The sequence below is a fragment of the Thiohalocapsa sp. ML1 genome, assembly GCF_001469165.1.
Lineage (GTDB): Bacteria > Pseudomonadota > Gammaproteobacteria > Chromatiales > Chromatiaceae > Thiohalocapsa.
This window is the reverse complement of sequence record NZ_JABX01000026.1, coordinates 1-24290: the sequence shown is the minus strand read 5'-3', so window position 1 is coordinate 24290 and position 24290 is coordinate 1. Positions and strand designations below refer to the sequence as shown.

The window sequence follows — 24290 nt, the reverse complement described above, 5'->3', positions numbered from 1 at the left end:
CTAGGGGCTAGGGGCTAGGGGCTAGGGGCTAGGGGGGCAGAGCTTCAGAGCGACCAGGGCACGGAGCGTATTCTTGCGTAGCCCGCTCGTTGGCGCATTGAATCAAGGGCCGAGGGCCGAGGGTGGCTCCCTTGGCCCTCGGCCCTTTTCCCTGCAACCGCCTTGTCGCCGCGAAACTGGACTCATCTGCAAACCTCATCTGCAACCTCATCTGCGAACCTCATCTGCGAACCTCATCTGCAAACGTTCGGCGCCATGAAGCAATCGAGCGAGGCTTCCGGCCGGAGAGCCGACCTCCCGGCCGGAGAGCCGACCTCCCGGTCGGCTCCGCAGTCGCGACAGCACTGCATCCCGCACTGTGGTCGTGTTGAGCCGCTCAGCCGGCCCGAATCACATAGCCCGCACCGCGCACGGTGTGCAGCAGGGGCGGGTCGAAGTCGCGATCGATCTTGCCGCGGAGCCGGCTGACGTGCACGTCGATGACGTTGGTCTGGGGGTCGAAGTGGTAGTCCCAGACGTGCTCCAGCAGCATGGTGCGCGTGACCACCTGGCCCGCGTGGCGCATGAGGTATTCGAGCAGCCGGAACTCCCGCGGCTGCAGCGGGATCTTCTTGCCGGCGCGGGTGACCTCCCGCGTCAGTAGATCCAGCTCCAGGTCGCCGACGCTGAAGTGGGTCTCGGGCACGTCGCCCGGGGTGGCGCGGCGCAGCAGTGCCTCGATGCGCGCGTGCAGCTCCGAGAAGGCGAAGGGCTTGACCAGATAGTCGTCGCCGCCGGCGCGCAGGCCCTCGACGCGGTCGTCCACCTCGCCGAGCGCGCTCAGGATCAAGACCGGCGTGCGGTTGTCCGACGCGCGCAGCGTGCGCAGCACGGCGAGCCCGTCCAGCGACGGCAGCATGCGGTCGATGACCAGCACGTCGTAGTCGTTGCCCGCCGCGAGCAAGAGCCCCGCGCGGCCGTCCGCGGCGTGGTCGACGTTGGCGCCGACCTCGCGCAGGGCCTTGCTCAGATAGGCCGCGAGCTGGGCGTCGTCTTCGATGAGGAGAATGTGCATGGGGAAGGTGCTAGGGGAAGGTGCTAGGTGCTAGGTGCTAGGCCCTAGCACCTAGCACCTAGCCCCTAGCCACTCACTTAAGCGAACGGGACTGCCACAAACCGCTGCTCGCCGTTCTGCTCTACCCGCAGCAGTATCGACGGGCGGTCCTGCTCGGCGGCCTCGCGCACGGCGCGGGCGATGTCGTCCGGGTGCGTGACCGACTCCTGGCCGACCATGCTGATGAGGCTGCCGGCCTTGATGCCGGCGCGCTGGGCGGGGCTGCCTTGTTCCACCTGGGCCACCAGCACGCCGGGGTCGTCGGCGTCCAGGCCGCGCTCCTCGCGCATCTCCGGCGTCAGCGGTGCCAGGAAGAGTCCGATGCGCGGGCCGGTGTCCTCAGCCTCCTCGCCGGGCTTGGTCATGGCGAGATCGTCCTGCGGCATGCGGCCAATGGTGACGTCGAGGCTCCGCACCTTGCCGCCGCGCACGATCTCCAGCGCGACCTCGGTCCCCGCGTCGATGCCGGCGACGAGCTTGGTGAGGTCGCGGTACTCCTCCATTTGACGGCCGGCGGCGCGCAGAATCACGTCGCCGCTGCGCACGCCGGCGGCCATGGCGGGGCTGTCCGGCAGCACATCGGCGATGAGCACGCCCTTGGCCTCATCCAAGCCCAGGCTGGCGGCCACCGCCTCGGTCACCGGCTGGATCTGCACGCCAAGCCAGCCGCGCTCGACACGGCCGGACTCGCGCAGCTCCCGCACGATGTCCGCGGCCGTCTCCGCCGGGATCGCGAAGCCGATGCCGATGTTGCCGCCGCTCGGCGAGTAGATGGCCGTGTTGACACCGATAACGCGCCCGCGCGCGTCGAACAGCGGCCCGCCCGAGTTGCCCCGGTTGATGGGCGCGTCGATCTGCAGGTAGTCGTCATAAGGGCCGGAGTTGATGTCCCGGCCGCGCGCCGAGATGATGCCGGCGTTCACCGATCCGCCCAGGCCGAAGGGGTTGCCGACGGCGAGCACCCAGTCGCCGATGCGCGCATCGGCGCTGTTGCCTAGGTCCACGTGCGGCAGCGCCGGCGCGCCTTCGACCTTGATCAGCGCGAGGTCGGTCTTGGGGTCACGGCCGATGACGCGGGCCTCGAACAGGCTGCCGTCGTTCAGCGTCACCTCGATGGTCTCGGCGCCGTCGATGACGTGGTTGTTGGTGACGATGTAGCCGGCCGGGTCGATGATGAACCCGGAGCCCTCGCCTTCGCGCTGGCGCGGCATGTCGAGGTCCGGCGTGATGCCGAAGTGCTCGAAGAAATCCTTGAGCGGCGAGTCGTCCGGCACATTCGGCAGCCCGCGGCCGGGCATGGACATGCGCTGCAGCGGCTTCTGCGCGACCGTGACGTTGACGACGGCGGGCGTCACGCGCTCGGCGACATCGGCGAAGCTCGGCGGACCCACCGGCTCCGCGAGCGGGGCTTGCGCCGACGCCGCGGCGGCGCGCTCGGCCTCGGCCGCATCCGCGTTGCCGATGGCGACGAGACCGGCGCCGGCGCTCAAGGTCAGGGCGACGGCGGTGGCGAGCGCGGCCCGGCGCCAAGCGTCGGTGTGCTCCGGCTGTGCGGCGGCGGCGCGCGGTGCGCGCGAGCCGGTCATAGTCTGCTGACGAGAGCGGATTGAATCGTGCATGTGAACCCTCCGGGGGTGTGTCGCCGCGGGGCGCCGGCGCAAGGGGCCGGGGCCGGGCGGCCTGCTGATAATCGCTGGCGATGTATGATCCGGGCGCCGGGGTTACTGCGTGCTTGCGGCGGCATTACGCTTTGGTCATGCGCCCGGGCCCGCCGCCCGCCGCCCGTGCACGACTGCTTGCGGTGCAGGCCATGGATGCGTAGGTTGTCCCGTCGGCGCGCAAGATAAAGACGGCGCCGGCAGCCCGAGCATCCCGCAACGACATCGCCGGCGCGCGGCAGCCGCCCGTCGGCACACCACACGGGGAACATCACCATGGCCGACCTGGAGCATGTGGAAATCGCACGTTATCGCAAGGAGCTGGAGGACGACGTCCGCCACCTGGCGAAAAAGTATTGCCGCATCATGAGCTGGGAGGTGCCGGAGCTGGACGAGGCCGCGGCCCGCGGGCTCATCTTGCAGGCCCTGCGCCACGCGCTCGACCAGGTCGAGCAGGAGTAGGCGCAGCGCCCGCACGCCGCCGGCCTTGCGATCGCACCCGGGTCGCGCAGTGCCGCGCGCACAGGCGAAACCGTCATCATCGTCGGCTATCTTTGCCCGCTCGACGGCGCCGGCGTGGCCGGGGCACCGTCATCAATAGGGGCGCCGACCGCATGCGGTTCCAGCGCGTGCCGGGGGCGTCCGCGCCGCGGGGCATCAACCAGGGCCGCGTCGAGTCGCGGCCCGATATCCACCACTTGGAGCATCTGTCATGAGTGATTTGGTCGTCGTGTCCTTTCCCGATCAAGAGACCGCGTTCCAGCTCCGCGCCGAGCTCGCGCGGATGCAGAAGGAGTACCTGATCGACATGGAAGACGTCGTCGTCGTCACCAAGGACGACAAGGGCAAGGTGAAGCTGCACCAGGCCGTGAGCCTGACCGCGATGGGCGCCGTCGGCGGCGGCTTCTGGGGCATGCTGATCGGCATGCTGTTTCTGAACCCGCTGCTCGGCGCCGCGGTTGGCGCGAGTGCTGGCGCACTGTCCGGCAAGCTGTCGGACATCGGCGTCAACGATGAGTTTATGAAGGATCTGGCCGCCAACTTCCAGCCCGGCTGCGCCGCCGTGTTCGTGCTGGTGCGCAAGGCCACGGGGGACAAGGTCATTGAGGAGCTCAAGCCCTTCCACGGCAAGGGCAAGGTGCTCAAGACCTCACTCAACAAGGACGAGGAAGCGGCGCTGCGCGAGGTCATCGAAGGCAACGCCGCCGCCTGACGGCGGTGGGCTCCGCCCGCGCGGCGCCGGCAGCTCCGCCGGTGCCGCGCGGGCGCACCATGCATCATGGACTTCTTTACCTTCGACAAGGCCACCGTCGGCCACGTGCTGTCGGTCTTCATGGGCTTCTTCGCGATCATGAACCCGATCGCGAACACCCCCGTGTTTCTGGGGCTGACAGCCGGTGACGATGCGGCCACGCGCCGCCGTATCGCCCTGCAGGCGCTGCTCGCGGCCTTTCTGATCATCCTCGTGTTCAGCCTGCTCGGCTCCGTGATCTTTGATCTATTCGGCATTACGCTGCCCGCGTTTCGCATCATGGGCGGCGTGCTGGTGGCGCTGATCGGCTATCAGATGCTGCACAGCAGCCCATCGGCGGTGCACCAGCCGAGCGACGCGGACATGGCCGCGAGCCGCAGCGCGGCGCTGTCGGTGGCCATCAGCCCGCTGGCACTGCCCATCCTGGCCGGCCCCGGCACCATCGCGACGGCGATGAGCTTCGCCGCCGCCGGCGGCACGGCGGAGCTTGCCATCACCATCGGCGCCTTCGCGCTGCTCTGCGCCATCACCTATGCGTTCTTCGTGTTCGGCGAGGGGCTGACGCGCTTCCTCGGCCAGAGCGGCGTGAACGTGATTACGCGCATCATGGGCCTGATCCTCGCGGTCATCGGCGTGCAGATGCTCGTGGACGGGCTAAAGGGGGCGTTTCCGGTGTTGGGGTGAGGTGTAGCTATCGTCGGACGCATGTCCATGTCGAGCCGCAGTGACGTCGGTTTGATGAGACTTGGCGAAGGGGTGACCGTCTCCATCGGTTGGGGCTACTCGCCGACCCGGCTGAGCGCGGCGTCGAGAACCTTCTGCGACAAGTACAGGCCGGCCGACACCATGCTCTGGATGACAGGTCGCGCCAAGCGGATAGCGCCACGCTGCTTGGCAACCAATACGATGCCTAGGGTGCCGCGCAGTGGAATGGACAGGGTGGCGGCGCATCGTCGCGCGGCCAGATCGTCGATGATCGCGTCGGTGCCGGGGTGCTCGAGTGCGAGCGCAAGAACACTGGATTCTCCGGCGCCGAGTCGCCAATCTGCTATCGATCTCGGAACGCTCGGCGCCGGAACGCCGGACAGCCAATGGGTCGTGTCCAGCATCCTTGCGGTGATATCTCCCGGTCCGCGCTGGCGGATTTCGCCGGCCACCGGCTCGGGCACCCAGATCTCGCTGGCGAAGATGCGAAGCAGGTCCAGGTGACCGGCGCGTGAGAGAAAGATCGACGGCGATGCGTTGATGATGGCCCGGTCAGCCACGGGCCAGCTCGCGGTCCAGGTCCTCGAAATCGACTACGAAGGAGTCCTTGTTCATGCGCGCGAGTGCCAGCAGGAAATCCGTGCGGTCCATGCCGGCGATATGCGCGGCCCACTCCTGCGAGATGCGGCCCTGCTGGTACCACTGGGTTGCCGCGGCCAAACGCAGCTCCCGGTCCAGCTCCTCCGGCGCGCAGTGCAGCACCGAGGTGACCGCGTCCGGTAGGTCGACGCGCACCTGTGTCATAGCTGGTTACCTCTTGGGAAAGCGCAGGCACGCGTCGATGTCATCGGGCACGAGCGAGGGATACCGGGCGAGGATCTCTTCTCGCGTGTCCCCGGCACTCAAGAAGCCCAAGATGGTCTCGACGGTAATGCGCAGCCCTCTAATGGCGGGCCGGCCGTTGCAGAGATCCGGGTTCACGGTGATCTGCCCGTCCAGATAGGTCAATATCTCGTTTGTCATCCGGGTGCCTCGCTGCAACCCTCCGCAGGGGGCCAACGGTGGTTCACTTGTACAACTGCTCCGGATCGATCAGCGGCTCGGCGATCACCTCCACGCGGTCTCCGCGCAGGGCGTTGTAGAAGCAATTGCGCCGGCCGGTGTGGCAGGCGGGGCCGGTCTGGTCGACCAACAGCAGCAGCGTGTCGCCGTCGCAGTCGAACCGCATCTCCTGCAAGTGCTGGACTTGGCCGGAGGATTCGCCCTTGCGCCAGAGCTTGCCGCGGGAGCGCGACCAATAGCAGACGCGCCCGGTGGCGAGCGTTTCGTCCAAGGACTCCAGGTTCATCCACGCCATCATTAGCACCTCGCCGGTGTCGTGCTGCTGCGCGATGGCCGGGATCAGGCCGTCCGCGGTCAGCTTGAGGCTCGCGCGCACGTCCGCCCAGGGCAGGGAGTCGCCCAGGGCGGCGCGCTCGTTCGCGGAAATCCGATGTGTCGGAAGGCCATGTTCCTCGTGCTCGCTCATGTGGTTGCTCCGGCTTCTCGCTAGACTGGCAAAGGCCGGCAGGTTAGCAGAGCCGGCCTGCCTCTCGCCCTGACCCGGCACAGCAAGGAGACCAAGGGGCGAGGGCCGAGGGCCGAGGAGGGCGCCCTCGGCCCTCGGCCCTTCGGCCCTCGGCCCTTCGGCCAAGTGTCGATGGAATTGACTCATCTGCGCCGATTTGTCGCCTTCCTGGTCCAACCCCCTCGGAGCAAGCCATGCCCAGCCTCCTCATCACCAACGCCGTCGTCGTCAACGAAGGCCGCCGCTTTGAGGCGGACGTGCTCGTGCAGGACGGACGCATCGCCGCCATCGGCGGCGACCTGCAAAGCCGGCCCGTGGACCGCGCCATCGACGCCGCCGGCCGGCTGCTGCTGCCCGGCATGATCGACGACCAGGTGCACTTCCGCGAGCCGGGCGTCACCTACAAGGCGGACATCGAAAGCGAATCCCGCGCGGCCGTCGCCGGCGGCATCACGAGCTTCATGGAGATGCCGAACACCAAGCCGCCGACGCTCGACGCCGAGCGGCTCGCGGCCAAATATGCCCGCGCCGCGGAGGTGTCGCGGGCTAACTACGGGTTCTATCTCGGCGCGAGCAACGACAACATCGAGGCCATTCGCACGCTTCGCGTCGGCGACGCCTGCGGGGTCAAGGTGTTCATGGGCGCGTCCACCGGCAACATGCTGGTGGATGACCCCAAGGTGCTGGATGCGATCTTCCAAGACAGCCCGGTGCTGATCGCCACGCACTGCGAAGATACGCCGATGATCCTCGCCAACGAGGCCGACTATCGCGCCCGCTATGGCGACGACGTGCCCATGGCCGCGCATCCGCTGATCCGCTCCGAGGCCGCCTGCCTCAAGTCCTCGACGCTGGCGGTGGACCTCGCCCGCCAGCACGACGCCCGCCTGCACGTGCTGCACCTCACCACCGCGCGGGAGCTTGCGCTGTTCAGCGCAGGGCCTGTCGCAGGCAAGCGCATCACCGTCGAGGTCTGCGCGCATCACCTGTACTTCGACGAGGGCGACTACGCGGACAAGGGCGCGCTCATCAAGTGCAACCCGGCCATCAAGCGCGCCGAGGACCGCGCGGCGCTGCTGTCAGCCGTCACCGAAGACCGCATCGACGTCATCGCCACCGACCACGCCCCGCACACGCTTGAGGAGAAGGCCGGCAAGTACTTCCAGTCCCCCGCCGGTCTGCCGCTGGTGCAGGACGCCCTGCCGTCGCTGTTCACCCATGTGCGCGCCGGCAAGCTGACCCTGGAGCAGCTCGTGCACAAAACCAGCCACGCCGTCGCCGACTGCTACCACGTCAAGGAGCGCGGCTACATCCGCGAAGGCTACTGGGCCGACCTCGTGCTCGTGGACGCCGACGCCCCCTTCACCCGCACCCGCGATCAAGTCCTGTACAAATGCGGCTGGTCGCCCTTCGAAGGCCGCGAGCTCGGCGCCACCATCGTCGCCACCCTCGTCAACGGCGAGCTGGCCTACGACAACGGCCAGGTCAACGACGTCGTGCGCGGCCGGCGCCTGGAATTCGGCCCGACGCGCTGAGACGAGCGCGGCCCGGACGCCGATCCTTGGCGCCCCCGGGGGCGTCGTTTGCTATGCGTCCGATCAGGTCCAAGCAGCGCCCTCGGCACGCGGCCGTCTCCCGTTGTCGATACCATTGCCGTTGTTGGCCACCAGACCCCCAGCACGGAGAACCGACCGATGACCGAGCACTTGCCCATTCAGGACCCCGATGATTGGCCGCCCGAGCTGTTGATGGACATGGCCGAGGCCCTGTTCGCGCCGCTGACGCCGGTGTCGGAGCTTGAGCGCATCTGCATGACCCTGGCGCATCTGCCCACCGAAGACGCGCAACGGCTGCTCGCCCGCTTCAAGGCGTCGCCGCGGGCAGCGGAGGTCTCTTGGCTGGAATGCGCCATCGACGAGGGCGCTTGCTTGCTGTTGGAGCCGACCAACGAACTGGAGGAGCGGGAGTTTCTCACCCTCAAGGTGATCGAAGACCTGGAGTACGAGACTGCCGACCTCGATGGCGAGCTGAGCGTGGCACAGTTGTCGCTGGATAAGGCAGACATCCGCCTCGGCGCGCTGCGTGCGCTGGTGGAGACCGGCCGCGCGCCACCGGCCGCGGCGGAGGCCTTGCTTGCGGACATCGCCGATACTGGGCGTCGGCGCGACGCGCTGCTCGCCGACATCGCGCAGCACGAGGCGATGATCGAGCACTTGCGGGCGTCCATCACCACCCCCCGCTACCGCCGGGCCGATCCGGACGTGCTGCGGCACATCCACTTCGACGGCGAGTGACATCGCACTAGATTGCTTGGCGGCGCAGAATGCTTGCAGATGAGTCAAGTTTCACGACGACACGGCGCTTGCAGGCAAAAGGGCCGAGGGCCAAGGGCCAAGGGAGCCCGCCTCGGCCCTTGGCCCTTGGCCCTTGGCCCTGGGTTCAATGCGCCGACGAGCGGGCTGCGCAAGACGAGGCGCCGTGCCCTAGTCGGTCTGAGGCTCTGCCTCGCTAGATTGCTTGGCGGCGCCGAACGTTGGCAGATGAGTCAAGTTTCACGACGACAAGGCGCTTGCAGGCAAAAGGGCCGAGGGCCAAGGGCCAAGGGAGCCCGCCTCGGCCCTTGGCCCTTGGTTCAATGCGCCGACGAGCGGGCTGCGCAAGACGCGGCGCCGTGCCCTGGTCGGTCTGAGGCTCTGCCTCGCTAGATTGCTTGACGGCGCCGAACGTTGGCAGATGAGTCAAGTTTCACGACGACAAGGCGCTTGCAGGCAAAAGGGCCGAGGGCCGAGGGCCGAGGGAGCCCGCCTCGGCCCTTGGCCCTTGGCCCTGGGTTCAATGCGCCGACGAGCGGGCTGCGCAAGACGAGGCGCCGTGCCCTGGTCGGTCTGAGGCTCTGCCTCGCTAGTGCTTCGCTGCCAGAATCCCAAGACCGTGGTTTCGTCGCTGTCTTTGTCTTTGTCTTTGTCTTGGTCGTAATCGAACGTGCGCAGTGTTGACGGGCGTTGACTGGAGTGTTGACCTCCAGGTCAACACGGCGACAAAGCGGGATGCACGTTGTCGCGACTGCCGAGCCAACCGGGAGGTCGGCTCTCGGCCCGGCCCCGCCCGCGATGACCCAAGACGGTCTCAAGACTTCCGCGCCGCTGCCCTAGACGACTGTCTCACTCGCCGACGTCGCTTGAGCGGGTTTTCCGCGAAAGTGCCGTGTAAAGTAAGCGGCAGCTCCATAATTTTTGCTGGAATCATCTCCGGCGTGCGTGCGCTGCACAGACACGTCGCGCCCGTGGCAGGCCCGAAGGAAAGACCAAGAACATGCTGACAGGCGACATCCGCAACCAGGTTGACCGCATCTGGGACGCCTTCTGGTCCGGCGGGGTCTCGAACCCGCTCTCCGTCATCGAGCAGATCACCTACCTGCTCTTCATCAAGCGCCTGGACGACCTCCAGACCCTGGAGGAGAGCAAGTCCCAGGCGCTCGGCATCCCGCTGCAGCGGCGCATCTTCCCCGACGGCGCCGACGACAAGGGCTGCGCCTACGCGGACATGCGCTGGTCGCGCTTCAAGCACTTCGAGGCGCGCGAGATGATGGACGTGCTCGCCGACCACGTCTTTCCGTTCCTGCGCGGCCTCGGCGAGGAGGGCTCCAGCTACGGCCGGCACATGGAGGGCGCGCGCCTGGGCTTTAGCAACGCCGGGCTGCTGGCCAAGGTCGTCGAGATGCTGGACAAGGTGCCGATGGACGACCGCGACACCAAGGGCGACCTCTACGAGTACATGCTCGGCAAGATCGCCTCCGCCGGGCAGAACGGCCAGTTCCGCACGCCCCGGCACATCATCCGGCTCATGGTCGCGATGGTGCAGCCGAAGCCGGATGATGTGATCTGCGACCCCGCCGCCGGCACCTGCGGCTTTCTGGTCGCCGCCGGGGAATACCTGCGCACGCACCACGCGGCGCTGTTCCGCAACGAGGCGCAGCGCCGCCACTTCCACGACGGGCTCTTCCACGGCTTCGACTTCGACGCCACCATGCTGCGCATCGGCGCGATGAACATGACGCTGCACGGCGTCGAGAACGCCGATGTCAGCTACCGCGACAGCCTCGCGCAGGACCACACCGCGGATGCCGGCACCTACTCGCTGGTGCTGGCCAATCCGCCCTTCGCCGGCTCGCTCGACTACGAGAGCACGGCCAAGGACCTGCAACGCATCATCAAGACCAAGAAGACCGAGCTGCTGTTCCTAGCACTCTTTCTGCGCCTGCTGAAAACCGGCGGCAGGGCGGCCGTCATCGTGCCGGACGGCGTGCTGTTCGGCTCCTCCAAGGCGCACCAGGACCTGCGCCGGATGCTGGTGGAGGAGCACAAGCTCGACGCCGTCGTGAAGCTGCCCTCGGGCGTGTTCCGACCCTACGCCGGGGTCTCCACCGCGATCCTGTTCTTCACCAAGACCGGCGTCGGCGGCACGGAGCACGTCTGGTTCTACGACGTGCAGGCAGACGGGCTCTCCCTCGACGACAAGCGCACGCCGCTGCTGCCGCCCGAGCAGCTCGGGCCGGTGCCCCAGGCGCCCTTGAGCGACGCGGAGCACGCGAAGAACAACCTGCCGGACGTGCTCGCGCGCTGGCAGCAGCGCGATGCGGCCGAACGCGAGCGCCCGCGCACCGCGCAGAGCTTCTGCGTGCCGAAGGCGGACATCGCCGCCACCGGCAGCTATGACCTCTCGCTCAATCGCTACAAGGAGATCGAGCACGAGGAGGTCGAGCACGAAGACCCGAAGGCCATCATTGCCGAGCTGCGGGAGATCGAGGGGGAGATTTCTGCGGGGCTGGCGCGGTTGGAGGAGATGTTGGGATGACAAGGTCGCTGCCTAGACATCATAGATTCAAGGCGTGCAGCCACGGAGCAGCCTGCGAGGAGCAACTACGAAACACGCGAAAAGCGCGAAAGGGTCGAGGCCCGTGATGAACCCGCCACCTTTCGCGTGTTTCGCGTATTCCGTAGTTCCAAAAAGCTGAATCTCTCCAGCGGGGCTGCGCCTTGATCCGACGGGCCATGATTTCGCTGCGCTGCACAGAAAATCGAAGTCATCTGGAAACGTTTGTCGCTGTCCAGAACTTCAGGCTGAACGGCCTTGATCATCGTACCGGCCGCGATGACCCGAGGTCCTGCTCGTGACACCGCTCCTGCGGTGTCACGCGCTCTTCGGCGCTCTGCGCCCCGCGGGGTGTGACGGGGCGACGAGGTCGGCAGCGGCCTTGGGACACCGAGCGCGGCGGGTGGGCGCGGAGCGCCGGGAGGCGGTGACACCGCGGGAGCGGTGTCACCAGAGAGAACGAAGATGCCGTCCGCGTCGATTATCTTGATCACCATTAGAGAGTCCTGCCCATGTCGAGAATGTTCAACCCCCCACATCCGGGCGAGGCGTTGCGTGAGGATGTGCTGCCCGCGCTCGGCCTGACGGTCGCCGATGCGGCACGGCAACTTGGCGTCTCGCGCTCGGCCTTGGCACGGGTACTGGATGGACAAGCGGCGATCACCCCGGATCTCGCGCGCCGTCTGGCGCTGTGGCTCGCAACGGATCGCGAAGGCCCCTCCGCGGAGAGCTTTCTGCGCGAGCAGCTCGCCTACGATCTATGGCAGCTCGAGCAGTCCACGCCGCCGCCCGCCGTGCAGCCGGCCCGGCGTCCAGCGGACCAAGAGCCGACATGATGGCTGATGAAATGTGCGCTTACGGCATTCGCGAGATCGAGGGGGAGATTTCTGCGGGGCTGATGCGGTTGGAGGAGATCTTGGGATGAAGACGGCCACGTTGGCAGAAGTGACAGAGTTCATCATTGATGGTACGCATGGTTCGCCTGAACGAGCACAAATCGGCGTTCCAGTCCTGAGTGCTACGAATGTCAAGAATGGGCGTTTGGACTTTAGTACGGAACGATTCGCGCCAGATCGTGAGCATGAGCAGTTCAAGAAGCGTTATGTTTTGACCACTGGCGACGTTCTTCTGACAATTGTTGGTACCATCGGTCGCGCTGCTATGGTTGCTGAAACACGTCCAGCAATATTCCAAAGGAGCGTGGCTATGCTTCGCCCTAGGCGTTCCGTCATAGATTCTAGATTTCTCTACTATGCAACACAGACGGAGGAGTTTCAATATCAACTGGGCAGACGCACGAACCAATCTTCTCAAGCAGGTATCTATCTCAATAAGCTCAAAGAGGTTCCCGTCCCCCTCCTGCCCCTCGAAGAGCAAAAGCGCATTGCGGCGATCCTCGACCAGGCGGACAGCCTGCGCCGCCTGCGCCAGCGCGCCATCGACCGCCTGAACACCCTCGGGCAGTCGATTTTCTATGAGATGTTTGGTGATCCAAGAGCCAACCCAAAAGGGTATCCCCGGCGTCGCTTCGGGGAACTAGGCGAAATTCTCCTGGGTAAGATGTTAGATAAAAAGAAGCATCGAGGCGACAAATCTCTACCGTATCTTCGGAACGCCAATGTTCAGTGGTTTTCGTTTGATATGAGCGATGTTCTAGAAATGGATTTTTGGGAGCGGGAACTTGAGAGGTACAGAGTTTTGCCTGGCGATCTATTGATTTGTGAAGGTGGTCAGCCTGGTCGTTGTTCCATTTGGAAAGATGGTGCGCGGGAAATCTACTACCAGAAGGCCCTTCATAGAGCCAGATTCAACGAAAAGGTAGCGCGGCCAGAGTACGTGGCTTATTGGCTTCGTTGCGCGGTCGATTTGGGAATGCTCGTGGATTCTGTTTCTTCCGCTACCATCGCTCACCTCACCGGTGAGAAGATCAAGCAGCTCCAATTGATGTTACCGCCAATATCTGAGCAAATTTCTTTTTCCAGAACGCTTGCAGAGCGGGAAAAGGACTTAAGCAGCATGCAACGTGCCCAACACTTGAGCGCCGAGATGTTCTCTTCCCTCCAACACCGAGCCTTTCGCGGAGACCTATAGAAGATGCTCGTGGGCTCCACATGCACGACGACATTGCGAGGACCGATCCTCCAGCGCGGCTTCCGGCTCCATGTCTGGCAGGTGGAGATTCCCAAAGGAGAAATGCTCGATCTCGAACGCACCGCCGACAACGCCAGCCCGCACGCGACCACGCGCTACGCCCGCATGGGCGCACATCCGGCGGGCTCGAAGACCCGGACGGCCATGCGCGGTGACGTGCCGAGCCGGGGCGACAGACCGGGAGCCGCGCCACCTTTCGCCGGAGGCGCGCAGTTGTGGAGGCCGGCGCGCTTTAACGCCGCCTGTCTGGGTCAGACGCAACATGTTGACCCTGACCTGTGGCCCGCGCCCAATCGCAAGGGCTTGACCGACCCGGCGGCATGGTGAGGAACGGGCGGCTTTAACCCCGGCTGCTTGGTTAAAATATTTGCCGCATAATTTTAATCTCATCCGCTTGCGTTAAAGTCCGGCACAATCGTGGACCAGAACCGCTTCACAGACAGACGCTTGGGATGGCGAGACGGTTCACAGTGCCTTCTTCGATCGGGGTTACAAAGCATGAAGGTCAGCTACTTTGAAGACACCGACACCCTGTATGTCGCGTTCTGCGAGGGTGCCATCGTCGAATCTCGGGACCTGGACGCGAATACGGTGATCGACGTCGATGCGAACGGCAACATCTGCGCCATCGCCTTCGAGCACGCGAGCGAGCGCACCGATGTAAGTCGCGTCGTCGTGGAAGGGATGGCGGCCTGACGGGATGGTCTCGGCGGTGAGCCAATTCGCCTTTCTGAAGCCGGAGTTTCGGCCCGTCTACGAGCACGCCCGCAAGGCCGAGGTCATGGCCCTGTCGGACCCGCGCGGTGCCTGCTTTTATGCGCGGCTCGCGCTGGAGACCGGCGTCACCTGGATGTATCAGGCGGACGGCTCGCTGCGGAGCCCCTACGACAAGGCGCTCTCGGCGCTGATCCACGAGCCGACCTTCCGCACGCTGGTCGGCGGTGCGCTCATCGCCAAGGCGCGGCTGATCAAGGATTTCGGCAACCGTGCCGTGCACGACAACCGCAAGGTCTCGGAGAACACCGCGACCGTCGCGCTGCGCGAGCTGTTTCACTTCACCTATTGGTTGGTGCGGACCTACGCCAAGGGCGTCAAGCCCGGGGCCGGTTTGCAGTTCGCCGCCGACGCCCTGCCGAAGACGCAGGTGGTGGAGGCGAAGACGCTGGAGCGCGCCCAGGCACTCGCCGCCGCGCACGCGCAGCAGGCCAAAGCGCTGGAGCAGGCCGAGGCCGCGCGTATTCAGACGCAGGCGCAGCGCGACGCGCTCGAAGCCAAGATCAAACAGCTCCAGGCCGAGATCGCCGCCACCAAGCAGGCGAATCAGAGCGTCCCGGACGACCACGACTACAACGAGGCCGAGACCCGCGACGCCTTCATTGATCTGCTGCTGCACGAGGCGGGCTGGCCGCTGGATCAGGCCCGCGATCGGGAGTTTCCGGTCACCGGTATGCCCAGCGACAGCGGCGAGGGCTTTGTCGATTACGTGCTCTGGGGCGATGACGGCAGGCCGCTCGCGCTGATCGAGGCCAAGCGCACCCGGCGCGATGCGCGCGTCGGTCAGCAGCAGGCCAAGCTCTATGCCGATTGCCTGGAGGCGATGTTCGGCCGCCGCCCGGTGATCTTCTTCACCAACGGCTATGAGCACTGGCTGTGGGACGATACCGCGCATCCGCCGCGGGCCGTGCAGGGCTTTCTCAAGCAGGACGAGCTGGAGCTGCTGCACCAGCGCCGCGGTTCGCAGAAGGCGCTCGCTGCGGTCGCCATCGACAGCGCCATCGCCGGGCGGCCCTACCAGGTCCGCGCGATCCGGCGCATCGGCGAGGCCTTCGAGGCCGACCACCTGCGCAAGGCGTTGCTGGTCATGGCGACCGGCTCCGGCAAGACCCGCACCACCATTGCGGCCATCGACCAGCTCATGCGCGCCGGTTGGGTGAAGCGCGCGCTGTTCCTGGCCGATCGCATCGCCCTCGTGAACCAGGCCATCGGTGCCTTCAAGACCCACCTGCCGAGCGTCGCACCGGTGAACCTGGTCACCGACAAGGACACGGAAGGGCGGGTCTATGTCAGCACCTATCCGACCATGATGGGCCTGATCGACGAGATGAAGAACGGCGTGCGGCGTTTCGGCACCGGGCATTTCGATCTGATCGTCATCGACGAGGCGCACCGCTCGGTGTATCGCAAGTACCGGGCGATCTTCGACTACTTCGACAGCTATCTGCTCGGGCTCACCGCCACGCCCCGCGACGAGATCGACCGCGACACCTACCGGCTGTTCGAGCTGGAGCGCGGCGTGCCGACCGACGTGTATGACCTGGACGAGGCCGTCGCCGACGGCTGGCTGGTGCCGCCGCTGGCCGTCGCGGTGCCGCTCAAGTTCCAGCGCGAGGGCATCCGCTACGACGAGTTGTCGGACGAGGAGAAAGAGCAGTGGGACGCGCTGGAGTGGACCGAGGACGGCGACATCCCGGACCGGGTCGACGCGTCCGCGCTGAACAAGTGGCTGTTCAACGCCGACACCGTGGACAAGGTGCTGGAGCACGTGATGACCCACGGCTTGACGGTGCAGGACGGCGACCGGCTCGGCAAGACCATCGTCTTTGCGAAGAACCATGCGCACGCGGTGTTCATTGCCGAGCGCTTCGATGTCAACTACAAGCATCTCAAGGGGCAGTTCGCGCGGGTGATCGACTTCAAGACGGAGTATGCGCAGTCTTTGATCGACGACTTCTCGGACCAGGCCAAGCCCCCACACATCGCGATCTCCGTGGATATGCTGGACACCGGCATCGACGTGCCCGAGGTGGTGAATCTGGTCTTCTTCAAGATCGTCCGCTCGAAAACCAAGTTCTGGCAGATGCTCGGCCGCGGCACCCGCCTCAAGCCCGACCTGTTCGGGCCGGGAAAGCATAAGGACCACTTTCTCGTGTTTGATTTCTGCCAGAACTTCGAGTTCTTCAACCAGAACCCGAAGCTCACCGACGGCGCGCTCGGGCCGTCGTTGACCGAGAGGCTGTTCATTACCCGCGTCGAGCTGATCGGCGAGATCGAGGACCGAGCCGAGCACGGGGACTTCGGCGAAGCGACCGAAGCGCTGCTGGCGCTACGCGGCGCGGTGGCCGGTCGGCTGCATGAGGAAGTCGCCGGCATGAGCATGGACAACTTCGTCGTGCGCCCCAAGCGGCGCTATGTCGAGAAGTTCCAGGATAAGAGCGCCTGGGAGCGTCTGTGCGCCGAGGACCGCGACGAGCTGGTCCACCACATCGCCGGGCTGCCGAGCGCACTCCGGGACGACGACCTCGCGGCAAAGCAGTTCGACTATCTGGTGCTGCTGACCCAGCTTGCCGTGCTGCGGGCCGAGCCGTCCTTCACCAACCTGCAAGCGCGGATCATCGGCATCGCGGCCCAGCTCGAAGAGCTTGGCAACATCCCGATGGTGGCCAAGGAGCTGCAATTCATTGCCGAGGTGCAGACAGAGGAATACTGGCAGGACATCACGCTGCCGATGCTGGAGCACCTGCGCCGCCGCCTGCGCAATCTGGTCAAGCTGATTCAGCCGGAGGAGCGCAAGATCGTCTACAGCGACTTCGAAGACGAGATCGGCGAGCCCATGGGTGTCGCCTTGGATAGGCCGCTGTACGGTACCGACAAGGGACGCTTTCTGATGAAGGTGCGCCAGTTTCTCAAGCAGCACGAGGACCACATCAGCATCCGCAAGCTGCGGCGCAATGAGCAACTGACCGCGCAGGATCTCGCCGAGCTGGAGCGCATGTTCCAGACCGAAGGCATCGCCGGCGCCGAGGACTGGGAGCAGATCCGGCAGGAGGGCGGGCTCGGGCTCTTTATCCGCTCCCTGGTCGGACTCGACCGCGAAGCCGCCAAGGCAGCGCTCGGCGGCTTCCTGGACGGGCGCACGCTCACCGCCAACCAGATCGAATTCGTGAACCTGGTGATCGACTACCTGACCGAGAAGGGACGGATGGACCCGGCCCGGCTCTATGAGAGCCCATTCACCGATTTCAGCGATCAAGGCGTGACCGGGATGTTTTCACTCGATGACGCCAAGGAGCTCGTGCAGATCTTGACGGTCGTGCGGGAGCGTGCGGCCGCGTGAAGGTATACACGCGCCTCCTGCGCGCATCGGTTCAACGAATCATTGTCTGCGTATGCAGAGGCGGAGCACGCCATGGCCGGGTCGGGGTTGCCGGCTCCGGGTCGAGCGTTGCCCGAACCGCGCCCTTCGGCTCAGCCGCGCTCCGGCGTGGACCCGCCGCGCCACGCCCCCTTGCGCCCCGGCCGAAACCCCCGCACCCGCTCCCGCAGCAGGGCGAGGCCGCTCGCCGTTGGGCTCGCGGGCGCGTAGCGCAGGCGCACGTAGGCCTGCACGACGGGGGCGGCGGTGGCAGCGAGGTCCGGGCGCAGGTGCTCGATGCGCGCGAGGTGGTCGAGCGGCCCTTCTTCCGGGTGCCGGGCCAGCCGGGCGTCGCTGCGGCGGAGCTTGCGCTGGAAGTGCGCGTAGGCGGCGCGCACCGGGTCCGCCGGCGCCGCCGGGTGCCCGAGCCAGAGCCCCCAGGCGAGCATGATGCCAGCGCCGGCGAGCGCCATCAGCGCGACCAGGCCCAGATCGCGCAGCGCGCCGAGGCCGAGGTTGCGCAGTATCTGCTGCTGCTTGAAGTGCGAGAAGCCGATGACCCATTGGCGCCAGGCGACGTTGGCCGCGTCCAGCATCAGGTGCAGGTCGTAGACGGCGCGGCCGAGCACGGAGCGGTCGTCGAGCCGGAAGCGCGCCGGTGCACCGGCACCGAGGCGGGCCAGGGCGCCGTCGGGGTCCACGCGCTCGGCGGCGACGGCCGCGGTGGGGTCCACGCGCGTCCAGCCCTTGTCGCCGAGCCAGACCTCGGTCCAGGCGTGGGCCTCCGACTGGCGCACGATGTAGTCGCCGCTGTAGGGATTGAGCTCGCCGCCCAGGTAGCCGAGCGCGATGCGGGTCGGGATGCCGGCGCTGCGCATCAGCAGCGTGAAGGCGGCGGCATAGTGCTCGCAGAAGCCGACTTGGGAGTCGAACAAAAAATCGTCCATGGCCCGCGGGCCCATGTCCGGCGCGAGCAGCGAATACCGAAAGGGCTGCTCGTTGAAGTGCGCGAGCGCCCGCTCGACGACCGTCTCGGGCGGCGGATCATCGGCGGTCCAGCTCGCCGCGAGCGCGCGCATGCGCGCCGTGACGGTGTCGGGCAGGGCCAGCGCCGCGGCCTCCTCCTCCAGGCTGAGGGCGCCGACGCGGTAGGCCGTCGCCGAGCGCAGTCGGAACATGCGCCGCTCGTCGATGGGCTGGTCCGCAAGCACCTGCCCGTCGGCGGTCAGCTCGGCGCCGGGCGGGGCCGCGAGCGGCCAGTCCAGGGCCGTGATCCAGTGCTGGTCGGTGGCCTCCAAGAGCGCCGTGTAGTCGAGCGGGTCCGCTAGGGGCTCGACGTCCACGACCGCCTCCGGGAAGTCCCCCGGCCGCGCCGGCGAGAAGCGGTTGCCCTCGGCGTGCCAGAGCACGGGGCCGCGCCAGTACATGCGCTCCACGGGCATGCCCGGCGCGCGGTCGAAGCGCACCCGCATCACGTCCTCGCCGGAGACGACGAGATCCTTGATGGAGCCGGGCTCCAGCCAGTCCTTGAGGCCGGTGACGGCGTGCGGGTTCTCGATGCCGAGGTCCCACAGCGGCGCGTCGAGCCGCGGGAAGAACACGAACAGCACCAGCGCGAGCGGCAGCGCCTGCGCGCTCATCACCGCGGCGCTGCGCAGGCTGATGCGGGCGCGTGCGGCGCGCGCCGGCGGGTGCGCGGGCAGCGTCAGGTCCCGCAGCAGCGCGAAGGCACCCACCAGCAGCGCGACCATGGCCGCGAGCCGCCAGGGCGAATCGTCAAACAGGAACTGCAGGACGAGTACGAACCCGAGCACCAGCAGCAGCACGCGCAGGTCGCGCTTGTTTCTCACCTCCAAGAGCTTGAGCGCCACCATCGACAGCAGCAGCGCGGTGCCCGGCCCCTGCCCGGCGATGCCGCGGTAGGCGTCGATGACGTTGAGCCCGCCGACGAGGGTCAGCAGCCCGAGCACCAGCATGCCCGGGCGCAGCCGCGGAAAGCGGATGCCGAGCCCCTGCAGCGCCAGCATGCCGACGATGAAGGCGCTGACGCGGGCATCCAGATCGAACAACAGCGGCAGCGCGCTGAGCCCGAACAGGGCCGTCGCGGCAATGAGCTGGCGCTGGTCCGGCGGGTCGGCGGGCAGGAGGGGCTTGGCGCGGGCCATGGGCGTCAGGCCTGCGCCGAACCGGGCTCGGCGCCGGGCTCGGCGCCGGGCGCGCCGGCGTCGAAGCGCGCCAGTGCGGCGAGACAGCGGTGCTTGTGCCGCCCGCCGCGCTCATGCTCGATGCTGACGCCAGGCAGCCGCAGCCCATAGCTGTAGTTCAGCGCGTCGGCATCGAGCACTTGGCGTGCCAGCAGCGACAGCCGATGCTCTACGTCGGGGCTCGGCACGGCCTCCCAGTCGACCCAGACCCGCGCGGACTGATCGCCGCCGAACTGCTTCACCACCAGGCCCCGCTCGCGGGCGTAGGCCTTCCAGTCGAGCTGCTTCGGCGAGTCGCCCGGCCGATAGGCGCGGGGTCCGACGTAGTCCTCGGCGCCGACGCCGAGATCCCCGCGGCCCTGCTGGTCGAAGCGCGCGAGCATCGGCGGCTGCGGTGCGCGGGCGGCGGGTTTGGGGTACACCAGCACCTCGGCAAAGGGGCGGAGCTCGGTCCAGGCGCGGAACAGGCCGAAGGGGTAGCGCGTCTCCAGGATCACGCGGTCCAGCGCGAGCGGGCCGCGGCGGCGCGTCGGGCGGGTCAGCTCCAGGTGCACCTCGCCGTCGGCAGCGAGCGCAAAGGGCGCGGCGCCGACCACGGCGAGCTGCGGGCGCGCCTTGCCGGCGCTGTCGCGCACGCTGAGCGGAAAGCGCGCGCGCTCGCCGGCGAACACCGGCAGGCCCTCGCGCGCCCGCACGCTGAGCCCAAGGAGCTGGAACCAGCAGTGATGCATGCTGACCAGCGCGGTGGAGATCATCAGAAAGGTCAGGAGCAGGCCCAGGTTGTTCTGATAGTTGAGCGCGCCGAGCAGCGTCGCGAGCAGCACCAGCCCATAACCGAGCCCGGCCTTGGTGGGCAGGATGTAGATGCGCCGGTGGTGGGTGGCCGCCTCGGCGCTGCGCGGCACGGCATGCGGGCGCCAGCCGGTGAGCCGTTGGCGGAGCCGGCGCAGGCGCAGGCGTAGCCCCTGCGCGAGCTGCGAGCCCCGAGGCATGTGAGTAACGGCGGTGTCGCGAGCAGGCACGGCGGGGGCTTCGGTGTCGTCGCCAGGCCGCTGCGGCGCGGCTCAGGTGACCGGCACGGCGTCGAGAATCAGCTCGGCGATGGCCGCGTGGCCGCCCGCCGAGTCATCCTCGCCGGACACGAGCCGGTGCGGCACCACCGCGGGCAGCACGCGCTGGATATCCTCGGGCAGCACGAAGTCGCGCCCGTCGAGCAGCGCCCAGGCCCGCGCCGCGCGCAGCAGCCCGAGCCCCGCCCGCGGCGAGAGGCCGTGCACGAAACGCTCGCTCGCGCGCGTGAAGTGCAGGATCGCGTGGCAATAGTCGATGACGGCGGCGGACGCATGCACCGCCGCCGCCGCGCGCTGCGCAATCACCAGCCCCTCCGGGTTGGTCACTGGCCCCAGCTCCGCGACCCATTCGCGCCGGTCGCGGCCCGCCAGCAGCGCCTTTTCCTGATCCGCCGCCGGATAGCCGAGCGTGAGGCGCATCAGAAACCGGTCGAGCTGCGACTCCGGCAGCGGGAAGGTGCCGATCTGGTAGAACGGGTTCTGCGTCGCGATGACGAAGAAGGGCTCCGGCAGCGGCCGGGTCTCGCCCTCCGCCGTGACCTGGCGTTCCTCCATGGCCTCCAGTAGCGCGCTCTGGGCCTTCGGCGTCGCGCGGTTGATCTCGTCGGCGAGCACCACCTGCGCGAAGATCGGCCCGCGGTGGAAGCGGAACTGCTCGTTCACGCGGTCGTACACCGAGACGCCGATGACGTCGGAGGGCAGCATGTCGCTGGTGAACTGGATGCGCGAGTGCTGGAGCCCGAGCAGCCGCGCCAGCAGGTGCGCGAGCGTCGTCTTGCCGACGCCGGGCACGTCCTCGATGAGCAGGTGGCCGCGGGCCAACAGGCACGCGAGCGCGAGCTTGAGCTCATCGCGCTTGCCGAGGATCACCGCGTCGGCGGCATCGAGCACCGCCGCGAGCGGCAGCTCGGCTTGTTCTCGTCGCAGGCTTTGAAGCATGACCTTGGCCGGCTGTGCGTTCGGCGCCGCCGCCCGCGGCGGGGTCCGGTTATTTGAAACTTCCCTAGCGGCAGGGACTTGAACCCCGCCGCGATTCGCTAGTATAGGGCGTTGCCCGAACCGGATTGCGAACCATGTCCGACTATTACAGTCACGGCGTCCACAATTACGACGTCATCGTCGTCGGCGGCGGCCACGCCGGCACCGAGGCGGCGCTGGCCGCGGCGCGCATCGGCGCGCGCACGCTGCTCCTCACCCACAACATCGAGACCATCGGCCAGATGAGCTGCAACCCGGCCATCGGCGGCATCGGCAAGGGGCACCTGGTGAAGGAGATCGATGCGCTGGACGGGCTCATGGCCCGCGCCGCGGACCGCGCCGGCATCCAGTTCCGCATCCTGAACCAGCGCAAGGGGCCGGCCGTGCGCGCCACCCGCGCCCAAGCCGACCGCGTGCTGTACAAGGCCGCGGTGCGCCGCGCGGTGGAGATGGCGCCGAACCTGTCGCTGTTCCAGCAGGCGGTGGACGATCTGGTGCTGGAGCCCACCGGACAGGGCGAGCGCGTCGCCGGCGTGCGCACGCAGATGGGGCTCGAATTCCGCGCACGCGCCGTCGTGCTGACCGTCGGCACCTTCCTCGGCGGGCGCATCCACGTGGGCTTGTCCAACTACCGCGGCGGGCGCGCCGGCGACCCGCCGTCCATTGCGCTGGCCGAGCGGCTACGCGAGCTGCCCTTCGCGGTGGACCGGCTCAAGACCGGCACGCCGCCGCGCATCGACGCCCGCAGCATCGACTACAGCCGGCTCGAGGAGCAGCCGGGCGACACGCCGGTGCCGGTGTTCTCGTACCTCGGCGACGCCGCCGAGCACCCGCGCCAGGTGAGCTGTCACATCGCCCGCACCACGGAGCGCACGCACGACATCATCCGCGCCGGGCTGTCGCGCTCGCCGATGTACACCGGCGTCATCGAAGGCATCGGGCCGCGCTACTGTCCGTCCATCGAGGACAAGATCGTGCGCTTCGCGGACAAGGCCTCGCACCAGATCTTTGTGGAGCCGGAGGGGCTCGACGGTGGCGAGATCTACCCGAACGGCATCTCCACCAGCCTGCCCTACGACGTGCAGCTCGATCTGGTGCGCTCCATCCCGGGCTTTGAGCGCGCGCACATCACGCGCCCGGGCTATGCCATCGAGTACGACTTCTTCGATCCGCGCGACCTCGCGCCGACGCTGGAGACGCGCTGCCTGCCGGGGCTGTACTTTGCGGGCCAGATCAACGGCACCACCGGCTACGAGGAGGCCGCGGCGCAAGGCCTGCTGGCCGGCGCCAACGCGGCGCTCGCGGTGCAGGGGCGCGAGCCCTGGTCGCCGCGCCGCGACGAGGCCTATCTCGGCGTGCTCGTGGACGATCTCATCACCCGCGGCACCAACGAGCCGTACCGCATGTTCACGAGCCGCGCCGAGTACCGGCTCATGCTGCGCGAGGACAACGCGGATCTGCGCCTCACCGAGACCGGCCGCCGGCTCGGGCTGGTCGGCGACGCGCGCTGGGCACGCTTCGAGGCCAAGCGCGAGGCCATCGAGCGCGAGCAGGCCCGGCTGCGCGACTGCTGGGTGCGCCCCGGCACCGCCGCCGCCGATGCCGTCGCCCTGCACACCGGCGAGGCCATCGGCCGCGAGGCCCGCGCGCTGGAGCTGCTCGCCCGCCCGCACGTGGACTACGCCGACCTGATGCACGCGGACGGCATCGGCCCCGGCACCGCCGACGCACAGGTCGCCGAACAGATCGAGATCCAGGCCAAGTACGCCGGCTACCTGGCGCGCCAGCAGCACGAGGTGGAGCGCAGCCGCGCCGAAGACGCCCGCGCCCTGCCCACGGACCTCGACTACGCCAACGTGCGCGGGCTCTCCACCGAGGTGCGCGAGAAGCTCCTGCGGGTGCGCCCCGCCACCATCGGCCAGGCCGGGCGCATCCCCGGTGTGACGCCGGCGGCGGTGTCGCTGCTGCTGATTCATTTGAAGCGGCTCGGCGCAGAGCCGGGGCTGCGCGAGACGGGCTGAGCCACGCAGCCGCGCCGCCCCGATGACGACCGAACCGCTGCTGCGTGCCGCACGTGCCAGCGAACCGCAGGCTCCTTCACGCCGTTCTCGGTGTGCGATCAATGAACCTGTCCCAGCAGCGTGGGCCTTGATCATCACTCCGACCAGCGCGCGGGGGCTGCTACGGAGCGCGGCGGCTGTAGGGCCGAGGGCCGAGGATGGCTCCCTCGGCCCGCGGCCCTCGGCCCTTCCCCCAGGTGTGGTCGTACACTTGATTCATCTGCAAACTCTCAAACTGAGGTATGCCCGACAAGCGGGCTCGAGACCGCGCCGGCGCCGACTGGGAGCGCCGGCTTTCAGCCGGCTTCGCGTGCCGGGGGCTCGATGCCCCCGGCGCGCGATCTGCGGCGCGGGAGCCGGGGCGATTGCCGATGCCGCGCCGTTGGGCGGACGACTGCGCATGTGCCCTCTGATCAGCTCAGACACCGCCGACGCGGCATCGAGCCGCGCTGGCGGCGAGCCGGCTGGAAAGCCGGCGATCCCAGTCCGGCGCCGACTGGGAGCGCCGGCTTTCAGCCGGCTTCGCGTGCCGGGGGCGTCGATGCCCC

Annotated in this window: 21 protein-coding genes; 12 read left to right on the top strand and 9 right to left on the bottom strand. The window is 67.7% G+C overall.

The annotated features are described in order from the left end of the window. Positions 1-376: 376 nt before the first annotated feature. On the bottom strand, positions 377-1054 hold the full coding sequence (locus tag ML01_RS16435; RefSeq protein ID WP_058556491.1) for a response regulator transcription factor: 678 nt from the start codon (positions 1052-1054) through the stop codon (positions 377-379). Between the two features lie 77 nt (positions 1055-1131). After that, positions 1132-2712: a Do family serine endopeptidase gene (locus ML01_RS16430; protein ID WP_156427779.1), complete on the bottom strand. Its 1581-nt coding sequence runs from the start codon at positions 2710-2712 to the stop codon at positions 1132-1134. Between the two features lie 315 nt (positions 2713-3027). Between ML01_RS16430 and ML01_RS16425 the strand changes: the two genes are divergently transcribed. The 3 genes from ML01_RS16425 to ML01_RS16415 all read left to right on the top strand — a co-directional run bounded on the left by ML01_RS16425 (position 3028) and on the right by ML01_RS16415 (position 4687). Beyond that, the gene (locus ML01_RS16425) at positions 3028-3213 is read left to right on the top strand and encodes a hypothetical protein (RefSeq protein ID WP_058556489.1); all 186 of its coding nucleotides are present in this window, start codon (positions 3028-3030) and stop codon (positions 3211-3213) included. 250 nt (positions 3214-3463) lie between these two features. Continuing rightward, complete coding sequence (locus ML01_RS16420) at positions 3464-3964, top strand: DUF1269 domain-containing protein (protein WP_058556488.1); 501 nt, start codon at positions 3464-3466, stop codon at positions 3962-3964. 66 nt (positions 3965-4030) lie between these two features. Beyond that, positions 4031-4687 (top strand): MarC family protein, encoded by a 657-nt coding sequence (locus tag ML01_RS16415; RefSeq protein WP_058556487.1) that lies wholly within the window; start codon positions 4031-4033, stop codon positions 4685-4687. A gap of 95 nt (positions 4688-4782) precedes the next feature. Here ML01_RS16415 and ML01_RS16410 read toward each other — a convergent pair whose 3' ends face one another. From ML01_RS16410 to hisI, 4 genes are read right to left on the bottom strand one after another with little or no spacing between them, the layout of a single operon-like run. Next, positions 4783-5268: a DUF3368 domain-containing protein gene (locus ML01_RS16410; RefSeq protein WP_058556486.1), complete on the bottom strand. Its 486-nt coding sequence runs from the start codon at positions 5266-5268 to the stop codon at positions 4783-4785. Continuing rightward, entirely contained in the window at positions 5261-5512 is a 252-nt protein-coding gene (locus ML01_RS16405; protein ID WP_058556485.1) for a UPF0175 family protein, read from the bottom strand. Before ML01_RS16405 ends, ML01_RS16410 begins: the two co-directional genes overlap by 8 nt. Before the next feature lie 6 nt (positions 5513-5518). Further along, entirely contained in the window at positions 5519-5731 is a 213-nt protein-coding gene (locus ML01_RS16400; protein ID WP_173865187.1) for a DUF433 domain-containing protein, read from the bottom strand. A 43-nt stretch (positions 5732-5774) separates the two neighbouring features. Continuing rightward, positions 5775-6236, bottom strand: a complete 462-nt coding sequence (hisI, locus tag ML01_RS16395; protein ID WP_058556484.1) for a phosphoribosyl-AMP cyclohydrolase — start codon at positions 6234-6236, stop codon at positions 5775-5777. A gap of 233 nt (positions 6237-6469) precedes the next feature. Between hisI and ML01_RS16390 the strand changes: the two genes are divergently transcribed. The 8 genes from ML01_RS16390 (at position 6470) to ML01_RS16365 (ending at position 17412) form a co-directional block, all read left to right on the top strand. Then, the gene (locus tag ML01_RS16390) at positions 6470-7810 is read left to right on the top strand and encodes a dihydroorotase (RefSeq protein WP_058556483.1); all 1341 of its coding nucleotides are present in this window, start codon (positions 6470-6472) and stop codon (positions 7808-7810) included. A 159-nt stretch (positions 7811-7969) separates the two neighbouring features. After that, the gene (locus ML01_RS16385; protein WP_058556482.1) at positions 7970-8569 is read left to right on the top strand and encodes a hypothetical protein; all 600 of its coding nucleotides are present in this window, start codon (positions 7970-7972) and stop codon (positions 8567-8569) included. Between the two features lie 1018 nt (positions 8570-9587). Continuing rightward, positions 9588-11129: a class I SAM-dependent DNA methyltransferase gene (locus tag ML01_RS16380; protein WP_058556481.1), complete on the top strand. Its 1542-nt coding sequence runs from the start codon at positions 9588-9590 to the stop codon at positions 11127-11129. A gap of 530 nt (positions 11130-11659) precedes the next feature. Continuing rightward, positions 11660-11983, top strand: coding sequence for a HigA family addiction module antitoxin (locus ML01_RS16375; protein WP_058556480.1), 324 nt, complete (start codon positions 11660-11662; stop codon positions 11981-11983). 85 nt (positions 11984-12068) lie between these two features. After that, complete coding sequence (locus ML01_RS27480) at positions 12069-13238, top strand: restriction endonuclease subunit S (protein WP_082674350.1); 1170 nt, start codon at positions 12069-12071, stop codon at positions 13236-13238. A gap of 3 nt (positions 13239-13241) precedes the next feature. Next, the gene (locus ML01_RS28895; RefSeq protein ID WP_156427778.1) at positions 13242-13625 is read left to right on the top strand and encodes a hypothetical protein; all 384 of its coding nucleotides are present in this window, start codon (positions 13242-13244) and stop codon (positions 13623-13625) included. Between the two features lie 171 nt (positions 13626-13796). Continuing rightward, the gene (locus ML01_RS16370) at positions 13797-13994 is read left to right on the top strand and encodes a DUF2283 domain-containing protein (RefSeq protein ID WP_058556479.1); all 198 of its coding nucleotides are present in this window, start codon (positions 13797-13799) and stop codon (positions 13992-13994) included. Positions 13995-14010: 16 nt separating this feature from the next. Beyond that, on the top strand, positions 14011-17412 hold the full coding sequence (locus ML01_RS16365; RefSeq protein WP_058556529.1) for a DEAD/DEAH box helicase family protein: 3402 nt from the start codon (positions 14011-14013) through the stop codon (positions 17410-17412). A 131-nt stretch (positions 17413-17543) separates the two neighbouring features. Here the strand turns inward: ML01_RS16365 and ML01_RS16360 are convergent, their stop codons facing one another. The 3 genes from ML01_RS16360 to ML01_RS16350 all read right to left on the bottom strand — a co-directional run bounded on the left by ML01_RS16360 (position 17544) and on the right by ML01_RS16350 (position 21643). After that, a complete protein-coding gene (locus ML01_RS16360; protein WP_058556478.1) occupies positions 17544-19595 on the bottom strand; it encodes a DUF3488 and transglutaminase-like domain-containing protein in 2052 nt (683 codons plus the stop codon). A 5-nt stretch (positions 19596-19600) separates the two neighbouring features. Beyond that, positions 19601-20626, bottom strand: a complete 1026-nt coding sequence (locus ML01_RS16355; RefSeq protein ID WP_058556477.1) for a DUF58 domain-containing protein — start codon at positions 20624-20626, stop codon at positions 19601-19603. A gap of 72 nt (positions 20627-20698) precedes the next feature. Further along, positions 20699-21643 carry a MoxR family ATPase gene (locus tag ML01_RS16350; protein ID WP_058556476.1) on the bottom strand — a complete coding sequence of 315 codons (945 nt, stop codon included), beginning with the start codon at positions 21641-21643 and terminating at the stop codon, positions 20699-20701. A 134-nt stretch (positions 21644-21777) separates the two neighbouring features. On the opposite strand from ML01_RS16350, the gene mnmG reads away from it, so the two are divergent. Further along, the gene (gene mnmG, locus ML01_RS16345; protein ID WP_058556475.1) at positions 21778-23703 is read left to right on the top strand and encodes a tRNA uridine-5-carboxymethylaminomethyl(34) synthesis enzyme MnmG; all 1926 of its coding nucleotides are present in this window, start codon (positions 21778-21780) and stop codon (positions 23701-23703) included. The last annotated feature ends 587 nt before the right edge of the window (positions 23704-24290 follow it).

Bases quoted from the DNA above. Each gene is read 5' to 3' on its own strand.
- ML01_RS16435 (WP_058556491.1), bottom strand. From the start codon at position 1,054: ATGCACATTCTCCTCATCGAAGACGACGCCCAGCTCGCGGCCTATCTG.
- ML01_RS16430 (WP_156427779.1), bottom strand. From the start codon at position 2,712: ATGCACGATTCAATCCGCTCTCGTCAGCAGACTATGACCGGCTCGCGC.
- ML01_RS16425 (WP_058556489.1), top strand. From the start codon at position 3,028: ATGGCCGACCTGGAGCATGTGGAAATCGCACGTTATCGCAAGGAGCTG.
- ML01_RS16420 (WP_058556488.1), top strand. From the start codon at position 3,464: ATGAGTGATTTGGTCGTCGTGTCCTTTCCCGATCAAGAGACCGCGTTC.
- ML01_RS16415 (WP_058556487.1), top strand. From the start codon at position 4,031: ATGGACTTCTTTACCTTCGACAAGGCCACCGTCGGCCACGTGCTGTCG.
- ML01_RS16405 (WP_058556485.1), bottom strand. From the start codon at position 5,512: ATGACACAGGTGCGCGTCGACCTACCGGACGCGGTCACCTCGGTGCTG.
- ML01_RS16400 (WP_173865187.1), bottom strand. From the start codon at position 5,731: ATGACAAACGAGATATTGACCTATCTGGACGGGCAGATCACCGTGAAC.
- hisI (WP_058556484.1), bottom strand. From the start codon at position 6,236: ATGAGCGAGCACGAGGAACATGGCCTTCCGACACATCGGATTTCCGCG.
- ML01_RS16390 (WP_058556483.1), top strand. From the start codon at position 6,470: ATGCCCAGCCTCCTCATCACCAACGCCGTCGTCGTCAACGAAGGCCGC.
- ML01_RS16385 (WP_058556482.1), top strand. From the start codon at position 7,970: ATGACCGAGCACTTGCCCATTCAGGACCCCGATGATTGGCCGCCCGAG.
- ML01_RS16380 (WP_058556481.1), top strand. From the start codon at position 9,588: ATGCTGACAGGCGACATCCGCAACCAGGTTGACCGCATCTGGGACGCC.
- ML01_RS16375 (WP_058556480.1), top strand. From the start codon at position 11,660: ATGTCGAGAATGTTCAACCCCCCACATCCGGGCGAGGCGTTGCGTGAG.
- ML01_RS27480 (WP_082674350.1), top strand. From the start codon at position 12,069: ATGAAGACGGCCACGTTGGCAGAAGTGACAGAGTTCATCATTGATGGT.
- ML01_RS28895 (WP_156427778.1), top strand. From the start codon at position 13,242: ATGCTCGTGGGCTCCACATGCACGACGACATTGCGAGGACCGATCCTC.
- ML01_RS16370 (WP_058556479.1), top strand. From the start codon at position 13,797: ATGAAGGTCAGCTACTTTGAAGACACCGACACCCTGTATGTCGCGTTC.
- ML01_RS16360 (WP_058556478.1), bottom strand. From the start codon at position 19,595: ATGGCCCGCGCCAAGCCCCTCCTGCCCGCCGACCCGCCGGACCAGCGC.
- ML01_RS16355 (WP_058556477.1), bottom strand. From the start codon at position 20,626: ATGCCTCGGGGCTCGCAGCTCGCGCAGGGGCTACGCCTGCGCCTGCGC.
- ML01_RS16350 (WP_058556476.1), bottom strand. From the start codon at position 21,643: ATGCTTCAAAGCCTGCGACGAGAACAAGCCGAGCTGCCGCTCGCGGCG.
- mnmG (WP_058556475.1), top strand. From the start codon at position 21,778: ATGTCCGACTATTACAGTCACGGCGTCCACAATTACGACGTCATCGTC.